A 20,519-nucleotide genomic window follows, 5' to 3' on the forward strand; every position below is an offset into this window, starting at 1 on the left:
GGACGTGCGCCCGCGGTGCGATTCCCAGCGTTCACCAGCCCGATCCGCTCGCCGACTCGAGGAGCCGCGATGACGACGTGGGAGTACCTCACCACGCCCCTTCTGATCCACAACACCGCCGCGATCCTCAACAACTGGGGCAAGCAGGGCTGGGAGCTCGTGCAGGTCGTGCCCGGACCCGAGGGCGGGCTGGTCGCGTACTTCAAGCGTCCCAGCGGCGGCGGCCAGGCCAATGCGGGGCTGGATGCCGCGGCTCAGGCGGCCCGGCAGTTCGACGGGTCGTGACCCCGGTGAGCGTCTCCGCCGCACTGACCGAACTCGGCATCGATCTTCCCGACGTCGTGCCGCCGGTGGCCGCCTACGTGCCGGCGAAGGTGCACGGCGACCTCGTCTTCACCGCCGGGCAGCTCCCGATGGTCTCGGGGGCGCTCCCGGCCACCGGAAAGGTGGGGGAGGGCGACGGCCTCGTCCCCCCTGCGGACGCGGCCGGCTACGCCCGCCAGTGCGCGCTGAACGCGGTCGCCGCGGCGGCGGCCGCCGTCGGCGGCGTCGACCGGCTCACGGGCGTGGTGAAGGTGGTCGGATTCGTCGCCTCGGTGCCCGAGTTCACGGGGCAGCCCGGCGTCATCAACGGCGCCAGCGAGGTGCTCGGCCAGATCTTCGGCGACGACGGACGTCACGCGCGCTCGGCAGTCGGCGTGCCGGTGCTCCCGCTCGACGCCCCCGTCGAGGTCGAGGTCATCTTCTCCCACGCCTAGACGGCAGACGGATGCCGCGGCACACGCAGTGCCGAGGCATCCGTCGCGTTCTCACCTGACCTGGGCGGAGATGACGCTCATCACAGCGGTGTCGGCCAGGGTCGTGGTGTCGCCGACCTCGCGCCCTTCCGCGACATCACGCAGCAGGCGCCGCATGATCTTGCCCGACCGTGTCTTCGGCAGCTCGCCGACGATGTACACGTCCCGGGGTCGCGCGATCGGCCCGATCTGCTCGCCCACCCAGCCGCGCAGCGACTGCGCGAGCCCTTCGGCGGAGTGCTCGTTCAGGTACGACTGCTTGACGATGACGAACGCCACGACGGCCTGCCCGGTGGTCTCGTCGGATGCCCCGACGACGGCCGCCTCGGCCACCGCCTCGTTCCCGACGAGCGCCGACTCGATCTCGGTGGTCGACAGCCGGTGGCCCGAGACGTTCATCACGTCGTCGACGCGGCCGAGGAGCCAGACGTCGCCGTCGTCGTCGAGGCGTGCGCCGTCGCCGGCGAAGTAGTAGCCCTGCGTGCGGAACTTCTCCCAGTACGTCTCGACGAAGCGCTCCGGGTCGCCCCAGATGCCGCGCAGCATCGACGGCCAGGGCTCGGTGACGACCAGCAGGCCGCCGTTGCCGTTGCCGACGTGCGATCCGTCCTCGTCCACCACGTCGACGGAGATGCCGGGGAGCGGCACCTGGGCCGAGCCCGGCTTCGTCTCTGTGACGCCGGGAAGGGCGGAGATCATGATGGCGCCCGTCTCGGTCTGCCACCACGTGTCGACGATCGGCGCGGACTTCCCGCCGATGATCTTGCGGTACCACATCCACGCCTCGGGGTTGATCGGCTCGCCCACCGAGCCGAGCAGCCGCAGGGAGGAGAGGTCGAACTGCTTCGGCACGGCGCGCCCGATCTTCATGAAGGAGCGGATCGCCGTAGGGGCCGTGTAGAGGATGGTGACGCCGTACTTCTGGACGATCTCCCACCAGCGTCCGGGATGCGGCGTGTCGGGCGTGCCCTCGTAGATGACCTGGGTCGCGCCGTTGGCGAGCGGACCGTAGGTCACGTAGCTGTGGCCCGTGATCCACCCGATGTCGGCGGTGCACCAGTACACGTCCGTCTCCGGGTGGATGTCATGGACCACCTTGTTCGTGAAAGCGGCCTGGGTGAGGTAACCGCCGGAGGTGTGGAGGATGCCCTTCGGCTTTCCGGTCGTTCCGGAGGTGTAGAGGACGAACAGCGGGTTCTCGGCGGGGAAGGGCCGTGCCTCATGGTCGCCGGAAGCCTGCGGCACGATGTCGTGCCACCAGATGTCGCGGCCCTCGGTCCATTCGACGTCGTTTTCGCCGCGCTTGACCACCAGCACGTGCTCGACGGTCTCCTGCGCTCCGGAGCCGCGATCGGCGAGCGCGAGGTCGACCGCCGGCTTGAGCGGCGACACCTTGCCCTTGCGGTAGCCGCCGTCGGCCGTGATGACGAGCTTCGCGCCGGCGTCGTCGATGCGCGCGCGCAGGCTGTCCGCAGAGAAGCCGCCGAAGACGACGGAGTGGATGGCGCCGATCCGCACGACCGCCAGCATGGCCGCCACGGCCTCGGGGATCATCGGCATGTAGATCGCGACGCGATCGCCTTCTCCCACGCCTAGGTCGGTCAGCACGTTCGCGAGGCGCTTCACCTCGTCGGTCAGCTCGGCGTACGTCACGCGGCGCTCGTCGCCCGGCTCGCCCTCCCACAGGAGCGCGACCCGGTCGCCGGCGCCGGCCTCCACATGCCGGTCGAGGCAGTTGTAGGCGACGTTCAGCTCGCCGTCGGCGAACCACGTGGCGAACGGGGGGTTCGACCAGTCGAGCACCTGCGTGAACGGTGTGTGCCAGTGCAGCTCCCGCGCCTGGTCGGCCCAGAACCCCTCCCGGTCGGCGGCGGCGCGCTCGTAGAGGTCGCCCGCCGCGATCGCGGCGGCGGCGAACTCGGGCGACGGCGCGAACCGCCGGTCTTCCGAAAGCAGGTGGTCGATCTGGCTGCTCATTGAGCACGCTCCTTTGCGGGCTGAAGGGATGTCTCGGTCACGTGCGGTGCCACGCGACCGGCGGCGGGGCCGCGGTGCCTGACTCGAAATGTAATCAGCGGGTGGTCGAGTGACTACCCCCGATAGTGGGGGACGGGCATTGCTGGACTCGAGCGATATATGAGTGAGAAGGCTCTCATGAACCGTTTTGCGAGGATCCCTTCCTCACATATGCTGTCCAGCGGCCGAAGATCGCTTCTGGCAGAGCGGCACCCGATTCAACCCCCCGAGTGCGGTGCCGCGTGTGGCGGCATCCCATTCCCCCCATGGGATGCCGCCCTCTTTTCCGCCCGGTGGCTCCGGCCGGGAGCGGTTCCTCCCCAGCCCTCCTCCGCGGGACGGCCTGCACGACCTATCCGCGCCGGGGTGGTCAGGCCCACCGGCCGCCCTAGCGTCGAAGCATGTCCGAGCGGTTCGTCGTCTCCCCTCGCGGCGCGGTCACTGCTCCGCGAGACTCCGCTGCGGTCCCCGATCTTCCCGCACCCCCACCCGAGCCGGTGGCGGCGAGATGGATGCCCACGCGCACCGCACCTCGCGCGGTCGCCCGGCCGCGCCATGCGTCTCTCCGCGGACTGGACCGGTACTTCGACGATCCCGATGTCACCGACATCTTCGTCAACGGTCCCGCCCTGTTCGTCGACCGGGGCGACGGCGCGGTCCTCGATCCGGCCTGGGCCGCCGACGAAGACGAGGTGCGCGAGCTCGCGGTCGCCCTGATCGGCCTCGGCGGCCGCCACATCGACGACGCGACGCCCTGCGTCGACGTCCGTCTCGACGGGGGAGTGCGCGTCCACGCCGTGCTGCGGCCGGTGGCGACCGAAGGCACGGCGATCTCGATCCGGATCCCGCGGATGGAGCGCCCGAGCCTGGCCGATCTGGAGGCGAGCGGAATGTTCGACGAGCGTTCCCGTCACGACTTGGAGCGCCTCGTCGCGCGGCGAGAGAACCTCCTCGTCTCGGGCGCCGCCGGCGCGGGCAAGACGACGCTGCTCGGCGCGCTGCTGGGGTCCGCACCCCCGCATGAGCGGATCGTCACGATCGAGGACGTCGCCGAGCTGCGGCCGGACCACCCGCACCACGTCCGCCTCGAGGCCCGGCAGCCGAACCTCGAGGGCGTCGGCGCGATCGGCCTCGATCGCCTGGTGCGCGAAGCGCTGCGGATGCGGCCCGACCGGCTCGTCGTCGGGGAATGCCGCGGCGCCGAGGTGAGAGAGCTGCTCAGCGCGCTCAACACCGGCCACGACGGCGGCGCCGGCACCGTGCACGCCAACGGCATCGACGAGGTCCCCGCCCGACTGGAGGCGCTCGGCGCGCTCGCGGGCCTCGACGACCGCGCGCTGGCACGGCAGGTGACCAGCGCCATCGGCCGCGTGCTGCACGTCGAGCGGTCACCCGACGGGACTCGCCGCCTCGCGGCCGTGGGACGACCTGTTCTCGACGGATCCGGACGGCTCGCGATCGAGGAGGCGTCGTGCGGCGGGTGAGCGAGGGAGCGGATGCCGCGGCCGCCGCTGACACGGTGCTGCGGCTCGCCGTGCTCCTGCACGCCGGTCTTGCGCCGGCTCGCGCCTGGGAGCACCTCGCCGAGGCCGGCGACCGGTCCGCGTCGCGGGTCGTCGCCGCGGTCGCCGCCGGGGCATCCCTTCCCGACGCGGTGGCCGCCGCGACGGCGGAAGCCGATGCCGCCTCGGGATGGCGCGAGATCGCTGCCGCGTGGCGGATCGCGACGATCGTCGGCGCCCCGCTCGCCGAGAGCCTGCGGGCGGTCGCGACGGCACTGCGCGATGCCCGCGAAGCCGCCGACGACGTTCGCGTCTCCCTTGCCGAGCCGGCCGCGACGGCACGTCTGATGGCGTGGCTCCCGCTCGTGGGCGTCGGCCTCGCCGCCACGATGGGCTTCGACGTCGTGGGGTCGCTGCTCGGCGGGCCGCTGGGCATCGGCTGCCTCGTGGCGGGCGGCGTGCTGATCCTGCTCGCCCGGCGGTGGACGGCGGCGCTCGTGCGGCAGGCCGCCGCGGCGCCCGGCATCCCGGGGCACGCTGCTGAGCTGCTCGCGGTCGCGCTCAGCGGTGGGGTGTCGATCGATCGCGCGCGCGTTCTCGTGACCGAGGCGGGGACGCCGCGGGATGCCGCAGCCGACCGCGCCCTCGAGCTCTCCGGCAGGGCCGGGGTTCCCGCCGTCGAGCTCCTCCGGGCATCCGCCGATCTCGCCCGGCACCGCGCGCGCATCGACGGGCGGCTCCGCGCCGCCCGGCTGTCGACCCGCCTGCTCCTGCCGCTGGGCGTCTGCACCCTTCCGGCGTTCCTGTTCCTCGGCGTCGCTCCGATGATGCTGAGCGTCATGTCCGCGATGCCCTCGTCCTGGTGACCCGTCGTCGGCACCGCCCTCTGTGCCCGCCCCCCATCACCGACAAGAAAGAAGAGGCCAAGACCATGACCGACACCTCACTTCCACGGCTCACCCGCCGGCGCGCCGCCCGGCTGTTCGCCCGGGTGGGTGCGGACGACACCGGGGCAGCCACCGCGGAATACGCGATCGCCACGATGGCGGCCGTCGCCTTCGCCGGCCTGCTGGTCGTGATCATGCGCAGCGACGAGGTGCGCGGCATCCTGACCGACCTCGTTCGTCGCGCCCTGACCGTCGCGTGAACGGCCCCGCGCTCGGCGACGACCGCGGCTCGGTGGTCGCCGAGTTCGCGGTCGCGCTGCCCGCGGTCGTCCTGGTCTTCATGCTCGGAACCGGCGCGCTCGCGGCCGGGGCGGTGCAGGTGCGGCTCCAGGACGCCGTGGCCGATGCCGCACGCCTCGCCGCTCGCGGCGAGGACACGGCGCGAATCCACGGCGTCGTCGCGCAACAGGTGAGCGGTGCGTCGGCGAGGCTGGAACGGCGCGGCGACCTCCTCTGCGTCGTCGGCGAGGCCCCCGGGGTGCTGTCCGTCCGCGTCGCGGCCGTCGGCTGCGCCCTCGACGGGGGCCTCTGATGGCGGGGACGGTCACCTCTGTCGGAATGGTCGCCGCCGCCGCGGCGTTGACCCTGGCGCTGGCCGCGTCGACCTCCACGGCCGTCGCCGGGCAGCGGGCGTCGGGTGCGGCCGACGGCGCGGCGCTCGCGGCGGCAGACGCGGCCTCGGGCGCGGCGACGGGGGTGCCCTGCGAACGCGCGGCGGACGTCGCCTCCGCCACCGACGCCGCGATGATCGACTGCGAGGTCGACGGACTCGTGGCCACCGTGACCGTGTCGGCGCGGGTCGGTCCGATCACCGCGTCGGCGCGGGCCCGAGCCGGGCCCCCGCCGTCATGACGGCCGCACTCAGCGACCACTCCGAGAACTGACGTGTATGGTTTGCGTCGAAGAAAGGACGCCCCCTTTGGCAGAAGGCAAGAAGCTCGTCATCGTCGAGTCACCGACGAAGATGAGGTCGATCCAGGGCTACCTCGGCGACGGTTACGAGGTGCTGAGCTCGGTCGGGCACATCCGCGATCTGGCGGACAAGAAGGACATCCCGGCCGACAAGAAGCAGGCCTACGGCAAATACTCGATCGACATCGAGAACGGCTTCGACCCCTATTACGTCGAGAGCGACCGCGGCCGGAAGACCGTGGCCGAGCTCAAGCGCGCGCTGAAGGGAGCCGACGAGCTCCTCCTCGCCACCGATGAAGACCGCGAAGGCGAGGCGATCGCGTGGCACCTGCTCGAGACGCTCAAGCCGAAGGTGCCGGTCAAGCGCATGGTGTTCCACGAGATCACCAAGGATGCCATCCGCGCGGCGGTCGACAACACCCGTGAACTCGACCTGGCGCTCGTCGACGCCCAGGAGACCCGCCGCATCCTCGACCGTCTCTACGGTTGGGACGTCAGCCCCGTTCTGTGGTTCAAGGTGCAGCAGGGCACGTCGGCGGGGCGCGTGCAGTCGGCCGCCACCCGGATGGTCGTCGAGCGGGAGCGCGAGCGCATGGCGTTCGTCACCGCGTCCTACTGGGACATCGACACGCACGCGGTCAAGGGCTCCGACTCGTTCGCGGCCAGACTCGCCCGCGTCGACGGCGCACCGCTCGCACGGGGGACCGACTTCGACGACACCGGATCGCTCAAGAAGGCCGTTCTCGTCCTCGACGAGGCGCAGGCGGGCGAGCTCGCCGAAGCGATCGCCGGTGTGGGCGAGGCATCCGTCTCGGCCCTCGAGTCCAAGCCCGGCACCCGCAGCCCCCGGGCGCCCTTCACCACCTCGACCCTTCAGCAGGAGGCCGGCCGCAAGCTCTCGATGAGCGCCAAGCACGCGATGAGCGTCGCCCAGCGTCTCTACGAGAAGGGCTTCATCACTTATATGCGCACCGACTCGACGGCGCTCAGCACGCAGGCCGTCCAGGCGGCGCGTCAGCAGGCCGTCGCGATGTACGGCGACGCGTCGGTGCCCCTCAACCCCCGCACGTATGCCAGCAAGAGCAAGAACGCTCAGGAGGCGCACGAGGCGATCCGCCCGTCGGGAGACACGTTCCGCACGCCGGCATCCGTCGCCGCCGAGCTCGACCGCGACGAGCAGCGCCTGTACGACCTCATCTGGAAGCGCACGATGGCCAGCCAGATGTCCGACGCCAAGTACGAGACGACCACGGTCACCCTCGCCGTCGACGCGGCCGGCCGCCGAGCCGAGTTCACCGCGTCCGGCACCGTCTACACGTTCAAGGGCTTCCTCGAGGCCTACGAAGAAGGCAAGGACGAGAAGCGCGGCGACGCCGACAAGGCGGACGATCAGGCGCTGCCGGCCCTCGCGGTCGGTGACGTGCTCCGCCTCAAGGACGTCGAGCCGAAGGGCCACACCACCAGCCCCAAGCCCCGCTACACCGAGGCGAGCCTGGTCAAGGCGCTCGAAGAGAAGGGGATCGGCCGGCCCTCGACGTTCGCGAGCATCATCGACGTGATCCTCAACCGCGGCTACGTCAGCAAGCGGGGGCAGGCCCTGATCCCCAGCTGGCTGGCCTTCAGCGTCGTGCGCCTGCTCGAGGAGCACTTCGCCGATCTCGTCGACTACGACTTCACCGCGGCGCTCGAGGACGACCTCGACGCGATCGCCCGCGGCGAGCAGAAGCGCGAGGACTGGCTCAAGGAGTTCTACTTCGGTTCCGAAGGTCACGTCGGCCTGCGCAACATCGTCGACAACCTCGGCGAGATCGATGCCCGCGCCCTGAACTCGACGCCCATCGGCGACGTCGCCACTCTCCGCTTCGGCAAGTACGGCCCCTACCTCGAGGTCGCCGACCCGCAGAATCCCGAGGGCGAGCCCCGTCGCGTCAACATCCCCGAAGACCTTGCGCCCGACGAGCTCACGCCGGCCAAGGCGCGTGAGCTCATCGACGCGCCGGTGGCGGGCGACCGCGTCCTCGGCGAGAACCCCGCCAACGGCAAGCTCGTCGTCGTGAAGGACGGGCGCTTCGGGCCGTACGTGCAGGAGACCGATCCGCCTTCCGCCGACGAGGTGGACGCGGAGACCGGCGAGATCGTCGAGCCGGCGCCCGCGCCGAAGAAGCGCGGAGCCAAGAAAGAGGCGGCGCCCAAGCCCCGCACGGCGTCGCTGTTCAAGTCGATGTCGGTCGACACCATCGACCTCGACACGGCGCTCCGCCTCCTCGACCTGCCGCGCGTCGTCGGGGTCGATCCCGAGACCGGCGCCGAGATCACGGCGCAGAACGGCCGCTACGGTCCCTACCTCAAGAAGGGGACCGACTCGCGCACGCTCCAGAGCGAGCAGCAGATCTTCGACATCACCCTCGACGAGGCGCTCGCCGTCTACGCGCAGCCCAAGTACGGTGCACGAGGCGCCAGCAGCGCTCTCAAGGAGTTCGAGAACGATCCGACGAGCGGCAAGCCGATCAAGCTCAAGGACGGCCGCTTCGGTCCGTACGTGACCGACGGTGAGACCAACGCGACGATCCCGCGCGGCGAGAGCGCCGACGACGTGACGTACGAGCGGGCCGTGCAGCTGCTCGCCGACAAGCGCGCCAAGGGCCCCGCGCCCAAGCGGGCGACGACGCGGCGCACCACCAAGAAGACGCCGGCGAAGAAGTGACCGACCCGCACGGGCGATCCGGGCTGTTCATCACGTTCGAAGGCGGCGACGGCGCAGGCAAGACCACCCAGGCCGCGCTCCTCGAGCAGTGGCTGACGGAGGCCGGACGCAGCGTCGTGCGCACGCGCGAGCCCGGCGGGACCGAGGTCGGAGCGCTGATCCGCGACATCGTCCTGCACCATCGCGGCGAGGTCGCCGCGCGCGCCGAGGCCCTGCTGTACGCCGCCGACCGCGCGCAGCACATCGAGACGGTCGTGCGGCCGGCGCTCGCCCGCGGCGACGTCGTCATCCAGGACCGCTACCTCGACTCCTCCGTCGCCTATCAGGGCGCCGGGCGCGTGCTCGGCACGGACGAGGTCCGCGAGCTGTCGCTGTGGGCGACCGGGCGGCTCCTCCCTGACGTCACCGTGCTGCTCGACCTCGACCCGTCCGTCGCGCGCGGGCGCCTCGACGCCGATGCCAAGCCGTTCGACCGGCTAGAGGCCGAGCGCGAGTCCTTCCACGTGCGGGTGAGAGAGCAGTTCCTCGCGCTGGCGGCGGCCGAGCCGGAGCGGTTCCTCGTGCTCGACGCGACCCTCCCTGCCGACGATCTCGCCGAGGCGGTCCGTGCGCGTGTCGAACCCCTTGCCCGCGCCGGCGGGCGGGGCGGGGTCGGCGGTCGCGGTTAGGCTGATCGGCATGGAATCGTCCGGGGGAGGGGTGGCCGCACCCGCGCTCTCCGACGTTCCGTGGGGCGCCGTGTGGGGTCAGACCGACGCCGTCAAGGCGCTGCAGGACGCGGCATCCGACCCTGCGTCGCTCACGCACGCGTGGCTCATCACCGGGCCGCCCGGATCGGGCCGATCCACCCTGGCCTACGCGTTCGCCGCGGCGCTCATCGCCGAGCCGGGAGACGAGCCGGCGATGCGGCAGGTGCTCGCCGGCACCCACCCCGACCTCACCGCGCTGCGGACCGAGGGCGTCATCATCTCGATCAAGGATGCCCGGGCGCTCGTCGAGCGCTCGTACTTCTCGCCCTCCCTCGGCCGGTACCGCGTCATCGTCATGGAAGACGCCGACCGCATGGCCGAACGCACCTCGAACGTGCTGCTCAAGGCGCTCGAAGAGCCGCCCGAGCGCACCGTCTGGGTGCTCTGCGCGCCCAGTGACGCCGACCTGCTGCCCACGATCCGTTCGAGAGTGCGTACCCTGCGGCTGCGCGAACCCGACGTCGCCGACGTGGCGCGCCTGATCGTCGAGCGCACCGGCGTCGATCCCGTGACCGCGGAGCAGTCCGCGCGTCACGCCCAGCGGCACATCGGCATGGCGCAGCGTCTGGCGACGGATGCCGCGGCCCGCGGCCGCCGCGACGACACGCTGAGAGCCGTCCTCCGCGTCCGCGGAGTGGGCGACGCGGTCGACGTCGCCGGCAGGATCGTGCAGGCGGCGACGGACGACGCGAAGGCGCTGACCGCCGAGCGCGACGAAGCCGAGCGCTCCAGCCTGCTGCGCACGCTCGGGATCGCCGAGGGCGCGGCTGTGCCGCCCGCGGTGCGGTCGCAGCTCGCCGCGCTCGAAGACGACCAGAAGCGCCGCGCCACGCGCAGCCTGCGCGACGGCATCGACCGCGTGCTCACCGATCTCGAGTCGATGTTCCGCGATGTGCTGATGCTGCAGTTCGGCCGCGGGGCCGACCTCATCAACCGCGAACTCGAACCCGACCTGCGGGCCCTCGCGCAGGCCTGGCGTCCGGAGCGCACCCTGACGGTCGTCGACCGGATCGCCGAGACGCGCCGCAACGTCGAGCAGAACGCCGCCCCCCTCCTCGCCCTCGAAAGCATGCTCGTGACCGTCGCGAGCGGAAGGATCCCGTGATCGCGTCATCGTCCCGTCGTGTCCGCCGCACCGCCGCCGCCCTCGCCGGGATCGTCGTGGCGACCCTGACGTTGAGCGGATGCATCACGTCCCTGATCCCCGAAGAAGCGCCGGCCGTCACGAACCCGGCGCCCGACACCGAGGGCGTGGCCGAAGAGCTTCTTCCCTTCTACGCGCAGGAGCTGGACTGGGCCGGCTGCGGCGACGGGTTCGACTGCACCACCGTGACCGCTCCGCTCGACTGGGCCGAGCCGGCGAAGGGCGAGATCGAGCTGTCGGTGATCCGCAGCCGCGCGACCGGCGGCGAGCCGATCGGCTCTCTTCTGACGAACCCGGGCGGCCCCGGCGCCAGCGGCGTAGGCCTCATCCGCGACTCCGTGGAATACGCGGTGGGCGAGCCGCTCCGCGAGCAGTACGACGTGATCGGCTTCGATCCGCGCGGAGTCGGCGAGTCGACCGCGGTGACGTGCTTCGACGACGCCGACATGGACGCCTACCTGTACGACGTGCCCGAGAATCCCCGGGGTTCCGACGCCTGGAACGACGAGCTGCTGGCCCGTCACGCCGCGTTCGCCGAGGCATGCGAGGCCGGCAGCGACGGCATCCTGCCGTACATCACCACCCAGAACGCGGCGCGCGACATGGATCTCCTGCGCGCCGTGCTGGGCGACACCCGGCTGAACTACCTCGGCTACTCCTACGGCACCTTCCTCGGAGCCACCTACGCCGAACTGTTCCCCGAGAAGGTTGGGCGCCTCGTGCTCGACGGCGCCCTCGACCCGTCCGCGTCAGGACTCGACGTCAACGTGACGCAGGGGATCGGCTTCGAGTCGGCCCTTCGCGCCTACATGGCCGACTGCCTCCAGGACGACGACTGCCCGTTCCGCGGGTCGGTCGACGACGCGATGGCCGACCTCGGCGTGCTCCTGGCCTCGGTCGACCGCGACCCCCTGCCGGGTCCCGACGGTCGCCTGCTCGGCGCGGACTCGCTGCTGACGGCCATCGTCGCCGCCCTGTACTCGCAGGACAGCTGGGACTACCTGACGATGGCGCTCGACGGTGCCCTCCAGGGCGACGCCTCCACCGCGTTCCTGCTCGCGGACTTCTACAACAACCGCGAGAACGGCGCCTACCTCGACAACCAGACCGAGGCGTTCCGGGCCTACAACTGCATGGACTACCCGGTCGAGACCTCGGCGGGCGACCTCGCCGCCGCGGAGGAGCGCCTGCAGGCCGAGGCGCCCACCGTCGCGCCGTACTGGTTCGGACCTGACCCGTGCGAGGTGTGGCCGTACCCGCCCACGGGCACGCGCGCACCGATCACCGCCGCGGGCGCGGCGCCGATCGTCGTCGTGGGCACCACGAACGACCCGGCGACCCCGTACGAGTGGTCCGTGGCGCTCGCCGAGCAGCTCGAGTCGGGAGTGCTCGTGACCCGCGAGGGCGAAGGTCACACCGGGTACAACAAGGGCAACCAGTGCGTCGACGACGCGGTCGAGACGTACCTGCTCACCGGCACCGCCCCCGAGGACGGCTTGACCTGCGGGTGACCGGATGCCGCGGCATCCGATTCCTCATCGGCGCAGCACCCGGCGTGCCAGCCAGTTCCCGAAGAACTGCACGCCCTGCACGATGACGATGATGACGACGACCGCGGCCCACGTGACCCACGGATTGAACTGCTTGAAGCCGTAGACGATGGCGAAGTCGCCGAGGCCGCCGGCGGCCACTGCTCCAGCCATGGCGGTCATGTCGACGAGCGCCACCACGATGAACGTGTAACCCAGGATCAGCGGCCCCAGGGACTCGCGGGGAATGAGCCGGAACAGGATGCGCGAACGGCTCGCTCCCGCCGCACGCGCGGCTTCGATGACGCCGGGCCGAACGGTGAGCAGGTTCTGCTCGACGATGCGGCTGATCGCGAAGAGCGACGCGATCGAGATCACGAAGACGCCGAAGTTGGTGCCGATGCCCGGGATGCCGACACTGCGGGCCAGCGGTTGCAGGGCGGTGAGCAGGATGACGAACGGGATAGGGCGCACCGTGTTGACGATGACGTTCAGCGTGCCGAACACCGCGCGGTTCGGGAAGAGGCTGCCGGCTCTCGTCGCGTACAGCGCCACGCCCAGCACGAGGCCGCCGATCCCGCCCAGCACGAGGCTGAACGTGACCATGTAGAGCGTCTCGACCGTAGCGGTCCAGAGTTCCGGGAGAAGGTCGACGAGCCTATCCACGGGGGTCCTCCTCGATCAGGGGTGCGAACGCCGACGCCGCCGCGATCGCGCGGCTCACCGCCTCTGGGTCGCCGGTCAGCGCCAGGGTCAGGTGCCCGAACACACGGCCGCGGATGTCGTTGATGCCGCCGTGGATGAGTTCGAAGCGGACGTCGTGCGCGGCGAGCGCGCCGAACACGTCGGCCTGCGTGACGTCGCCGTCGCGCACGGTGAAGGTGACGATGCGGCCCGGGTGCCGCTCACGGAGGGTGCGCAGCTGCTCGCCCGCCGGGACGTCTTCGATGATGCTGGCGACGAAGCGCTTCGTCGCCGCGTGCCGGGGGGCCGAGAGCACGTCGAACACCTCGCCGGCCTCGATGATCCGTCCGTTCTCCATCACGATCACCCGGTCGGCGAGGGAGCGGATGACGTCCATCTCATGGGTGATCACGAGGATGGTGACGCCGAGCTCGCGGTTCACCCGTCGCAGCAGGGCGAGGACCTCCTGCGTCGTGTCGGGGTCGAGCGCGCTGGTCGCCTCATCGGCGAGCAGGATGCGCGGTTCGGTCGCGAGGGCGCGGGCGATGCCGACGCGCTGCTTCTGGCCGCCCGACAGCTGCTCGGGGTAGCTCCGTGCCTTGTCGGCGAGACCTACGAACTGGAGCAGCTCCGACACGCGGGCCGAGATGTCGGCGCGGGAGCGACCGGCGATCTCGAGCGGGTACGCCACGTTCCCGGCGACGGTGCGCGACTCGAAGAGGTTGAACTGCTGGAAGATCATGCCGATGTCGCCGCGCAGCTGCCGCAGCTCGCGCTCGCGGAGTCGGGTGATGTCGCGCCCGTCGATCTCGACCGCGCCCGAGGTCGGCGACTCGAGGGCGTTCACCAGGCGCAGGACCGTGCTCTTCCCCGCGCCCGAGTAGCCGATGATGCCGCACACCTCGCCCGCTTCGACGGTCAGGTCGACGTCGTCGACGGCGGTGACGGGGGGCGCGTCCTTGGACGGCGGCGCAAAGGTCTTCGTGACCCCGCTCAGGCGGATGAGGCTCATGGTCGCTCCTGGGACATGCGTGTGCGGCCCGCTCGGTCTCGAGCGGGCCGCACACCACGGACACGGTCTACTGGGTGGCGCGGATGTCGTCCTCGACGTCGGTCAGCGAGGCGACGAGGTCCTCCGCCGGCGTGTCGACGAACACCGCGGTGCCGCCCGAGGCCTCCTGGACGCCGTCGAGGACCTCCTGAGTGGTCTGGTAGATCTCGACGAGCTTGAGGTACGTCGGGTTGTCGGCGTCTTCGGCGCGCGCGGCGAAGATGTTGATGTAGGGGAGCGCGTTCGGGTCGGACGGGTCGTCCACCGCGATCGCGTCCTCGAAGCTCAGGCCGGCGTCCGCGACGAAGTCGTTATTGATGATGGCGGCGGCCACATCCGGCAGCGAGGTGGCCGTGAGGGCCGCGTCGAGCGCCTCGACCTTGACCTTGGACGACTCCTTCACGTCGGCGACGGTCGAGAAGATCGATCCGCCGTCCTCCAGCTCGATCAGGCCGGCGGACTGCAGCACGAGCAGGCCGCGGGCCTGGTTGCTCTCGTCGTTCGGCACGGCGACGGTCGAGCCCTCGGGGATGTCTTCGACCGAGTCGTACTGGGTCGAGTAGAGCCCCAGCGGGTAGATCGCGGTGGCGCCGACCGGCTGGAGGTCGTCGTCGCTGGCCACGTTGTAGGTCGCGAGGTAGATGACGTGCTGGAACTGGTTCAGGTCGAGCTCGCCCGCCGACAGTGCCGGGTTGGGCTGCGTGTACTCGCTGAAGTCGACGAGCTCCACCTCGATGCCCTCGGCGGCCGCCGCCTCCTTGTAGGTCTCCCAGTACGGGTCTCCGGCGCCCACGACGCCGATGCGGACGACCTCGCCCGACGAGTCGGCGCCGCTCGCACCGGACTCGGCGTTCGAGCCGGCGCATCCGGCGAGGATCAGGGCGAGGGGGAGGGCCGCTGCTGCGGCGAACGTGAGTTTCTTCGACATGTGTGGTGCTCCTGTGCGTTACGGCCCGCTTCGGCTCAGGACGAACACGATCACCCGACCGCGCTCGCTCCGTCGCGGTACCGTTCGACGCTACGTCGGGCTCCGAAGCGCCCGGAATCGTCCGTAACACGTCGACATGAGCGCGCCCGGGCCCGTGTTCGCGCGTGCTCTTCCGACCCTGTAAGATCGTTGATCGTGCATCGCGCAAGCGAGGCGCGCCACCTTAGCTCAGTCGGCAGAGCGATTCACTCGTAATGAATAGGTCAAGGGTTCGATTCCCTTAGGTGGCTCAGCCCGGAAGCGGCCGCCAACGGCGGCCGTTTTCCGTATCCGGCAAGATGAGGACCCGATGGATGCTGCGATCGACGCCGTCGTCGAGATCTTCACGTGGGTGGGGTTCGTGGTCGGCGCTCTGGTCGCCGGCGTCGCCCTCATCATGTACCTCCTCGACGGCACCTGGCTGCCCGCACGGGGAGTGATCGAGAGCACGGAGCACGGGCGTCTGGTGCGCTGGTTCGACGAGGACGGCGGCGTGAACGAAGCGCACCTGACCCACGAGCAGGAGCGCGAGCTGGCCGGCAAAGACATGGCCGACATCTACTACCGCCGCGGATTCCGGAACCGGATGCGGCTGACCCAGGGCTCCCCAGGGGTGCGGGCCGTCGCCCGGCTGGCATTCGGTCTGGTGTGCGTCGGGCTCGTCGCGCTCGCCGTATCGGGCGTGCTTCTCTTCACGCGGGGCTGAACCGCGCGCGGCGACACTCAGCCGAGCGCCAGCATCCCCGCCGCCACGAGGGCGAGCGCGAGCCCGACACCCTGGACTCCCGCGACGCGTTCGCGCAGCACCACGGCGGCGAGGAGGATCGTGCCGGCCGGGTAGAGGGCGGTCAGCGCCGAGACGATGGCGAGGTCGCCGCCGCGCAACGCCAGCAGCGCCAAGGCGTTGGCCGAGGCATCCGCCACTCCGCACGCGGCCGCGAGCCACCAGGCCCGCGCAACGGACGGCACGGGCGTGGGGTGGGCGGGCGTCGCGTGCTCGAGATCGGCTCGACCGGACGGCGTCGCGCCGAGGCCCTCGCCGGTGGCCGCGAAGACGGATGCCGCGCCACGCCGCCCTCGGACGGCCGCGAGCACCAGCGCGCCGACGATGACCGTGGTGACGACCGCGGTGGTGCCGCGGCTCATGACGAGCGGGAGGAGGCCGCTGCCCGGTGAGGTCTGGTCGATGACGATCAGGAACGCGCCGATCGCCAGACCCGCTCCGATCGCCATGAGCAGCGCCCGCGCGGTCGGACGCACGACTTTCTCGCCGGGGATGAATCCGACCAGCACGACGGCGACGAGCGCGACGCCGAGTCCGGCGAGGGCGACCGGCGGCAGGGTCTCGCCGTCGACGAGAAGTCCCCACAGCACGGGCGCGATGGCGGAGACGACGGCTGTCAGGGGAGAGAGGATGCTCATCGGACCGATGGCCAGGCACGCGTAGAGGAGTGCGACCGCCACGACCCCGAACGCGCCGGCGAAGATGCCCAGCGCGACGTCGGACCCTTCCCACGTGCTGCCCGACACGGCGAGCGCGAGCAGCAGCGCGATCAGCCCCGAGAGCGCTGCGGCCGCGGTGACGACGATCGAGCGGAGTCGCTTGGCGGCAAGGCCGCCGAAGAAGTCGGCGGCGCCGAAGACGACGGCGCCGACGAGAGCGAGAACGGCCGAGAACATCCGTCTCAGCATAGGGAGGGGCGCCGACGGGGGCACGGAGGCGTAGCCTCGAAACATGTCCAAGGCGCTGTTCATCGTCGACGTGCAGAACGACTTCACCGAGGGGGGAGCGCTCGGCGTCGAGGGCGGCGACGCCGTCGCCGAGCGCATCACCCGCTACCTGACGGCTCACGCCGACGACTATGCGGTGATCGTGGCGTCCCGCGATTGGCACGACGGGCACAACGACAACGGCGGGCATTTCCACCCGACGCCCGACTTCGTCGACTCGTGGCCGGTGCACTGCGTCAGCGGCACGGAGGGCGCCGAGTACGACCCGGGGCTCGACACGTCCGCCGTGACCCACCATGTGAAGAAGGGGCAGGGGCGACCGGCGTACTCGCTCTTCGAGGGCACGACCGACGAGGGCGAGACGGTGGCGCAGCTGCTCGAGGAGCACGGCGTGGTCGACGTCGACATCGCCGGGATCGCCACCGACTACTGCGTTCGCGCGTCGGCGCTCGACGCCATCGAGCACGGCCGGCACGTGCGGATCCTCACCGACCTCGTGGCCGGCGTCGCCGCCGAGTCGAGCGATGCCGCGCTCGCCGAGGTGGCGCACGCGGGGGCCGAGCTGACCGAGTCCGGTGCCTGACTCTCCCGCGCACATCCGGCGGGTGCTCGCCACGGACGGCGAGAGACTCCGGATGCTGCGCCTCGAGGCGCTGCGGGACCCGGCGGCCGGCATGGCGTTCCTCGAGACCCATGAGACGGCCGCGGCACGCCCCGCATCCTTCTGGGACGATCGCGCGGCGACGGCGGCGCTGTCGTCGTCGACGGCGCAGTTCATCGCCGAGGCGGGACATGACTGGGTCGGTACGGTCACTGTGCTCGTCCCCGAGCCGCATCACCCCGACTACTTCGGTCGGATGCGGGAAGGAGGGACGGCGCTGCTCGTGGCGGTGTACATCGGCCCTGGGCATCGCGGGCAGGGCCTGCTCGACCGCCTCGTCGCCGCCGGAGCGTCGTGGGCGCACGGGCACGGCTGCGACACGATGCTGCTCGACGTGCACGAAGACAACAGCCGCGCCCAGTCCGCGTACCGGCGACTGGGGTTCGCGCCGACCGGGGGCACCATCGTCGGCCAGAACGGCCGCGAACTCGAGATGTCGCGCGCGATCTGATCAGTTCTGGTTCGGGGCGTCGTTTCCGCACGCCGCGCCGGTTCCGCCGGCGTGCCACGTCCGTTCCGCGCCCCGACCCCGCCCACGAGTGCGTTGTCGACGACGCGCGGTCACGAAGAAGGGCGCCCCGATGGGGCGCCCTTCTTCGTGGGCCCCGTGGGGCTCGAACCCACGACCCGCGGATTAAAAGTCCGATGCTCTACCGACTGAGCTAGAGGCCCGTGGATTCCAGCCTACTTGGCTGCGAGGCATCCGCTCGTCGTCCGGGTCAGGGCTTGGCGCCCTTCCCCTTGCCGTTGTTGTTGCCGGGTCCGCTGTTGTCGCTGCCGGCGCCGCTTCCCTTCCGGGGTCCGGCGTCGCCGGGACCGCTCGTGTCGGCCGGCGCGGCGGGTGCGGGCTGGGGAGCCTTCGGGGCCGGGGCGTTCGTTCCCACGTCGACCGTGACCGTCTCGACGGTGTCCTCGGCGGGAGCCGAGGGCTCGGGCTCCTGGCTGGGTTCGGCCGGCTCCACCGTGGGCTCGGTGACCTGGTTCTGTGTCGGGGCCGGCGCGGGCGCTCCCGCGGCGGCGGATCCCCAGATCGCGGCCGTGCCGCCGGTGAGGACGAGGAACGTCGTGACGATCGCGGTGATCAGCGAGCCGCGGCGACGCCGCGCGTCGGCCGCAGCGATCCGGTTGCGTCCGGTCGTGGCACGACGCGTGGGCAGTTCGGCCTCCGCGGTGCGATCGGCCGTGGCCGAGGCATCCGGCACCACCACCGGCGCGAACGCCCGTGTCTCGCCTGTCAGCACGACGGCGGTCTCCTGCGTAGCCAGGTCGGCCAGGCTCGCGGGGAGAGGCGGCTGACCGGTCGCGAGCCGCTCCGCCGCGATCGCGACCTCGAGTGCTGTCGGACGGTCCTCGGGGCGCATGGCGGTCATGCCGCGCAGGAGCCCGCGCCACTCGGGTCCGAGCGAGTCCGGGATCTCGGGAGGACCGGCCAGCCGCGCCATGACGGTGCCGATGCCCTCGGCCTCGCCGAACGGCCGCTCGCCGGTCAGCGCCTCGAGCAGCAGCAGGCCCAGCGCGTAGATGTCGGCCGGGGGAGCGGGCGGCTCGCCCCGAGCCTGCTCGGGAGCCACGTAGGCGACGGTGCCGACGATCATCCCGGGTGTCGTCACGCGCGCCGAGTCGAGCAGGTGGGCGATGCCGAAGTCGGCGAGCTTGGCACGCCATTCGCGCCCGGGCAGCGGCGACTTCCACAGCAGCACGTTCGACGGCTTGATGTCGCGGTGGACGATCCCCGACGAGTGGGCCACGTACAGCGCCTCGGCGAGATCCACAGCGATCGAGGCGACCTGGCGCGGGGGGACGGCGCCCTGCCGGATGCGCTCCCGCAGCGTCACGCCGTCGACGTACTCCATCACGAGGTAGCTGACCTCGTTCTCGGCGATGTGCGCGTCGAAGAGCGTCACGAGGCCGTGATGGTTGAGTCCGGCGAGCAGCGTCGTCTCGGATCTCGCGCGGTCGAGGGATCCGATCGCGTCGACGTCGCGGAGCACCTTGATCGCCACCGTACGCCCGAGCGCTTCGTCGTCGGCGCGGTACACCCGCGCCATCCCGCCTTCGCCGATGCGCTCGCGAAGGACGTACCTGTGGTCCAGTAGTTCGCCGGTCGACAACTCTCCGGCTTCGCGCAGATCCGACATGAGCCTCCCCCGCCGGATTCGCGGTCGACATCGGGCATCGACGCACGCTTCCGGACGATTCCGAGGGTAATGACGGCCGTGCTCGCGAAAGATGGCCTTGACGCGCCTCGCAAGTCGTGCTTCCGCGTCCGCGAAAACAGCGTGGCCGCCGATGCTCCTCGCCAAGCACCGACGGCCACGCCACCCCTGCCGGCCCGTTCAGGCCGGCGGTTCGGTCACTGTGCCGGAGGCAGCAGGACCGCGTCGATGAGGTACACGGTCGCGTTCGCGGTCTGGACGCCGCCGCAGATGACGTTGGCGTCGTTCACCATGAGCTCGTCGCCGCTGCCGGTGACCTCGAGGTCGGAGCCCTGGACGGTCGTGTGGGTGCCGGCGATGTCCGCCGGCGCGACCTGACCCGGGACGACGTGGTAGGTCAGGATCGAGGTGAGCGTCTCGGAGTCGGTCTTGAGAGCCTCGATCGTGGCCGGGTCGATCGCCGCGAAGGCGTCGTCCACCGGCGCGAACACGGTGAACTCGTCACCGTTGAGGGTGTCGACCAGGTTCACGTCGGGGTTGAGCTGTCCGCTGACGGCGGCCACCAGCGTGGTGAGCAGCGGGTTGTTGGATGCCGCGGTGGCGACGGGGTCGGCCGACATGCCGTCGATCGAGCCGGCGCCGTCCGGGACGGCCTCGGCGTAGTCCGCGCAGCCGGGGCCGACGAGGTTCGCGGCGGGGTCCATCTCCATCGGCTCTTCGGTCTCCTCGACCGCGGGGGTCGACGGCTCGGTCGACGGCTCGGCGGTGGAACCGCTGCTGGAACACGCCGTCAGCGCGAACGTGGCGGCCATCGCGAGTGCGAGACCGGCCGAGACGCGCTTCCTGGTGATGCGTGACATGACTTCCTCCTCTGTGAGGTCCGTGCGGACCGTGATCTGCAGGCCCCGCGGGGCGGGGTGAGGTGCCGCGGGGAGCGGCTACACGGGCTGTTCGGAGGATGCTCGTGAA

The 20,519-nt window shown here is 71.2% G+C and carries 21 protein-coding genes and 2 tRNA genes; 15 read left to right on the plus strand and 8 right to left on the minus strand.

Annotated features, from left to right (window positions below; translation table 11 throughout):
* Positions 1-69: 69 nt before the first annotated feature.
* Together ACFUTX_RS02985 and ACFUTX_RS02990 are read left to right on the plus strand one after the other, a co-directional pair.
* Complete coding sequence (locus tag ACFUTX_RS02985) at positions 70-285, plus strand: DUF4177 domain-containing protein (protein ID WP_378860698.1); 216 nt, start codon at positions 70-72, stop codon at positions 283-285.
* A 5-nt stretch (positions 286-290) separates the two neighbouring features.
* Positions 291-758, plus strand: coding sequence for a RidA family protein (locus tag ACFUTX_RS02990; RefSeq protein WP_378860699.1), 468 nt, complete (start codon positions 291-293; stop codon positions 756-758).
* A gap of 51 nt (positions 759-809) precedes the next feature.
* On the opposite strand, the gene acs is transcribed toward ACFUTX_RS02990, so the two are convergent.
* Positions 810-2,774: an acetate--CoA ligase gene (gene acs / locus ACFUTX_RS02995; RefSeq protein WP_378860700.1), complete on the minus strand. Its 1,965-nt coding sequence runs from the start codon at positions 2,772-2,774 to the stop codon at positions 810-812.
* A 440-nt stretch (positions 2,775-3,214) separates the two neighbouring features.
* Here acs and ACFUTX_RS03000 point away from each other — a divergent pair, with 440 nt between their 5' ends.
* The 9 genes from ACFUTX_RS03000 (at position 3,215) to ACFUTX_RS03040 (ending at position 12,282) form a co-directional block, all read left to right on the plus strand.
* Complete coding sequence (locus ACFUTX_RS03000; RefSeq protein ID WP_378860701.1) at positions 3,215-4,297, plus strand: TadA family conjugal transfer-associated ATPase; 1,083 nt, start codon at positions 3,215-3,217, stop codon at positions 4,295-4,297.
* On the plus strand, positions 4,285-5,181 hold the full coding sequence (locus tag ACFUTX_RS03005; protein WP_378860702.1) for a type II secretion system F family protein: 897 nt from the start codon (positions 4,285-4,287) through the stop codon (positions 5,179-5,181). Before ACFUTX_RS03000 ends, ACFUTX_RS03005 begins: the two co-directional genes overlap by 13 nt.
* Before the next feature lie 65 nt (positions 5,182-5,246).
* Entirely contained in the window at positions 5,247-5,462 is a 216-nt protein-coding gene (locus ACFUTX_RS03010; protein WP_378860703.1) for a DUF4244 domain-containing protein, read from the plus strand.
* A complete protein-coding gene (locus tag ACFUTX_RS03015) occupies positions 5,459-5,794 on the plus strand; it encodes a TadE family type IV pilus minor pilin (protein ID WP_378860704.1) in 336 nt (111 codons plus the stop codon). Before ACFUTX_RS03010 ends, ACFUTX_RS03015 begins: the two co-directional genes overlap by 4 nt.
* Entirely contained in the window at positions 5,794-6,114 is a 321-nt protein-coding gene (locus ACFUTX_RS03020; protein WP_378860705.1) for an Rv3654c family TadE-like protein, read from the plus strand. Before ACFUTX_RS03015 ends, ACFUTX_RS03020 begins: the two co-directional genes overlap by 1 nt.
* 67 nt (positions 6,115-6,181) lie before the next feature.
* Positions 6,182-8,878, plus strand: coding sequence for a type I DNA topoisomerase (gene topA / locus ACFUTX_RS03025; RefSeq protein WP_378860706.1), 2,697 nt, complete (start codon positions 6,182-6,184; stop codon positions 8,876-8,878).
* Positions 8,875-9,546 carry a dTMP kinase gene (tmk, locus tag ACFUTX_RS03030; protein ID WP_378860707.1) on the plus strand — a complete coding sequence of 224 codons (672 nt, stop codon included), beginning with the start codon at positions 8,875-8,877 and terminating at the stop codon, positions 9,544-9,546. Before topA ends, tmk begins: the two co-directional genes overlap by 4 nt.
* Before the next feature lie 10 nt (positions 9,547-9,556).
* Positions 9,557-10,732 (plus strand): DNA polymerase III subunit delta', encoded by a 1,176-nt coding sequence (locus tag ACFUTX_RS03035; protein ID WP_378860708.1) that lies wholly within the window; start codon positions 9,557-9,559, stop codon positions 10,730-10,732.
* Complete coding sequence (locus ACFUTX_RS03040; RefSeq protein WP_378860709.1) at positions 10,729-12,282, plus strand: alpha/beta hydrolase; 1,554 nt, start codon at positions 10,729-10,731, stop codon at positions 12,280-12,282. Before ACFUTX_RS03035 ends, ACFUTX_RS03040 begins: the two co-directional genes overlap by 4 nt.
* Positions 12,283-12,306: 24 nt before the next feature.
* Here ACFUTX_RS03040 and ACFUTX_RS03045 read toward each other — a convergent pair whose 3' ends face one another.
* The 3 genes from ACFUTX_RS03045 to ACFUTX_RS03055 all read right to left on the minus strand — a co-directional run bounded on the left by ACFUTX_RS03045 (position 12,307) and on the right by ACFUTX_RS03055 (position 14,963).
* Positions 12,307-12,966 carry a methionine ABC transporter permease gene (locus tag ACFUTX_RS03045; RefSeq protein ID WP_378860710.1) on the minus strand — a complete coding sequence of 220 codons (660 nt, stop codon included), beginning with the start codon at positions 12,964-12,966 and terminating at the stop codon, positions 12,307-12,309.
* Positions 12,959-13,996, minus strand: coding sequence for a methionine ABC transporter ATP-binding protein (locus ACFUTX_RS03050; RefSeq protein ID WP_378860711.1), 1,038 nt, complete (start codon positions 13,994-13,996; stop codon positions 12,959-12,961). Before ACFUTX_RS03050 ends, ACFUTX_RS03045 begins: the two co-directional genes overlap by 8 nt.
* A 67-nt stretch (positions 13,997-14,063) precedes the next feature.
* The gene (locus ACFUTX_RS03055) at positions 14,064-14,963 is read right to left on the minus strand and encodes a MetQ/NlpA family ABC transporter substrate-binding protein (RefSeq protein ID WP_378860712.1); all 900 of its coding nucleotides are present in this window, start codon (positions 14,961-14,963) and stop codon (positions 14,064-14,066) included.
* Positions 14,964-15,180: 217 nt separating this feature from the next.
* On the opposite strand from ACFUTX_RS03055, the gene ACFUTX_RS03060 reads away from it, so the two are divergent.
* Both ACFUTX_RS03060 and ACFUTX_RS03065 read left to right on the plus strand, forming a co-directional pair.
* Positions 15,181-15,253: transfer RNA gene (locus ACFUTX_RS03060), tRNA-Thr, on the plus strand.
* A gap of 59 nt (positions 15,254-15,312) precedes the next feature.
* Positions 15,313-15,708, plus strand: coding sequence for a hypothetical protein (locus ACFUTX_RS03065; RefSeq protein WP_378860713.1), 396 nt, complete (start codon positions 15,313-15,315; stop codon positions 15,706-15,708).
* Between the two features lie 17 nt (positions 15,709-15,725).
* Here ACFUTX_RS03065 and ACFUTX_RS03070 read toward each other — a convergent pair whose 3' ends face one another.
* Entirely contained in the window at positions 15,726-16,682 is a 957-nt protein-coding gene (locus ACFUTX_RS03070) for an EamA family transporter (protein ID WP_378860714.1), read from the minus strand.
* Positions 16,683-16,737: 55 nt separating this feature from the next.
* Here ACFUTX_RS03070 and ACFUTX_RS03075 point away from each other — a divergent pair, with 55 nt between their 5' ends.
* Both ACFUTX_RS03075 and ACFUTX_RS03080 read left to right on the plus strand, forming a co-directional pair.
* On the plus strand, positions 16,738-17,316 hold the full coding sequence (locus tag ACFUTX_RS03075; protein WP_378860715.1) for an isochorismatase family protein: 579 nt from the start codon (positions 16,738-16,740) through the stop codon (positions 17,314-17,316).
* Positions 17,309-17,845 (plus strand): GNAT family N-acetyltransferase, encoded by a 537-nt coding sequence (locus ACFUTX_RS03080; protein WP_378860716.1) that lies wholly within the window; start codon positions 17,309-17,311, stop codon positions 17,843-17,845. The genes ACFUTX_RS03075 and ACFUTX_RS03080 overlap by 8 nt, the downstream gene beginning before the upstream one ends.
* A gap of 148 nt (positions 17,846-17,993) precedes the next feature.
* Here ACFUTX_RS03080 and ACFUTX_RS03085 read toward each other — a convergent pair.
* The 3 genes from ACFUTX_RS03085 to ACFUTX_RS03095 form a co-directional block, all read right to left on the minus strand.
* A tRNA-Lys gene (locus ACFUTX_RS03085) sits at positions 17,994-18,066 on the minus strand.
* Between the two features lie 47 nt (positions 18,067-18,113).
* On the minus strand, positions 18,114-19,532 hold the full coding sequence (locus ACFUTX_RS03090; protein ID WP_378860717.1) for a serine/threonine-protein kinase: 1,419 nt from the start codon (positions 19,530-19,532) through the stop codon (positions 18,114-18,116).
* Between the two features lie 215 nt (positions 19,533-19,747).
* Complete coding sequence (locus tag ACFUTX_RS03095) at positions 19,748-20,410, minus strand: fasciclin domain-containing protein (RefSeq protein WP_378860718.1); 663 nt, start codon at positions 20,408-20,410, stop codon at positions 19,748-19,750.
* Between the last annotated feature and the right edge of the window lie 109 nt (positions 20,411-20,519).

This window comes from Microbacterium sp. NPDC057407 (assembly GCF_042803895.1).
In the GTDB taxonomy this organism is placed as follows: domain Bacteria; phylum Actinomycetota; class Actinomycetes; order Actinomycetales; family Microbacteriaceae; genus Microbacterium.

Bases quoted from the DNA above. Each gene is read 5' to 3' on its own strand.
- ACFUTX_RS02985 (WP_378860698.1), top strand. From the start codon at position 70: ATGACGACGTGGGAGTACCTCACCACGCCCCTTCTGATCCACAACACC.
- acs (WP_378860700.1), bottom strand. From the start codon at position 2,774: ATGAGCAGCCAGATCGACCACCTGCTTTCGGAAGACCGGCGGTTCGCG.
- ACFUTX_RS03000 (WP_378860701.1), top strand. From the start codon at position 3,215: ATGTCCGAGCGGTTCGTCGTCTCCCCTCGCGGCGCGGTCACTGCTCCG.
- ACFUTX_RS03010 (WP_378860703.1), top strand. From the start codon at position 5,247: ATGACCGACACCTCACTTCCACGGCTCACCCGCCGGCGCGCCGCCCGG.
- ACFUTX_RS03020 (WP_378860705.1), top strand. From the start codon at position 5,794: ATGGCGGGGACGGTCACCTCTGTCGGAATGGTCGCCGCCGCCGCGGCG.
- ACFUTX_RS03035 (WP_378860708.1), top strand. From the start codon at position 9,557: ATGGAATCGTCCGGGGGAGGGGTGGCCGCACCCGCGCTCTCCGACGTT.
- ACFUTX_RS03050 (WP_378860711.1), bottom strand. From the start codon at position 13,996: ATGAGCCTCATCCGCCTGAGCGGGGTCACGAAGACCTTTGCGCCGCCG.
- ACFUTX_RS03055 (WP_378860712.1), bottom strand. From the start codon at position 14,963: ATGTCGAAGAAACTCACGTTCGCCGCAGCAGCGGCCCTCCCCCTCGCC.
- ACFUTX_RS03065 (WP_378860713.1), top strand. From the start codon at position 15,313: ATGGATGCTGCGATCGACGCCGTCGTCGAGATCTTCACGTGGGTGGGG.
- ACFUTX_RS03070 (WP_378860714.1), bottom strand. From the start codon at position 16,682: ATGTTCTCGGCCGTTCTCGCTCTCGTCGGCGCCGTCGTCTTCGGCGCC.
- ACFUTX_RS03075 (WP_378860715.1), top strand. From the start codon at position 16,738: ATGTCCAAGGCGCTGTTCATCGTCGACGTGCAGAACGACTTCACCGAG.
- ACFUTX_RS03090 (WP_378860717.1), bottom strand. From the start codon at position 19,532: ATGTCGGATCTGCGCGAAGCCGGAGAGTTGTCGACCGGCGAACTACTG.
- ACFUTX_RS03095 (WP_378860718.1), bottom strand. From the start codon at position 20,410: ATGTCACGCATCACCAGGAAGCGCGTCTCGGCCGGTCTCGCACTCGCG.